Source organism: Vibrio sp. 10N.222.55.C6 (genome assembly GCF_041473395.1).
Taxonomy (GTDB): domain Bacteria; phylum Pseudomonadota; class Gammaproteobacteria; order Enterobacterales; family Vibrionaceae; genus Vibrio; species Vibrio crassostreae_C.
In genome coordinates this window covers 1-408 of the sequence record NZ_JBFRSD010000637.1, presented here as the reverse complement: position 1 = coordinate 408, position 408 = coordinate 1, and the positions used below count along the sequence as shown (strand labels likewise).

Annotated in this window: 1 protein-coding gene; it reads left to right on the top strand. The window is 43.4% G+C overall.

From position 1 onward, the window contains the following. A partial coding sequence (locus tag AB4486_RS25420; protein ID WP_372119491.1) for a DEAD/DEAH box helicase family protein occupies positions 1 to 408 on the top strand: 408 nt, incomplete at both ends.

Here is a 408-nt window from a genome sequence, read left to right as displayed (position 1 = left end):
CAAGTAAACAAGAAAAGATTGTTTGTCGTTATCCTCAGTATTACGCAGCAACAAAGCTTTTTGCCAATATCAAACAGCATATGAAGTGTTTTGATGAGCACGGAAAGTTGGTGAGCGGTGATGGTAAGGGTGGTACGTATTTCGGTGCGACTGGTTGCGGTAAAAGCTACACAATGTTGTTCTTATCTCGTCTACTGATGAAAGATGTCGAGTTGGGCAGCCCAACTATTATTCTCATCACTGACCGTACTGATCTGGATGATCAGCTTTCAGGTCAATTCACTAATGCAAAAGGTTACGTGGGCGATCAAAACATCATTAGCGTTGAGAGCCGTGCTGAACTTCGTGAACACCTGAAAGGGCGTAAAAGTGGTGGTGTATTCCTGACGACCATCCATAAATTTACGG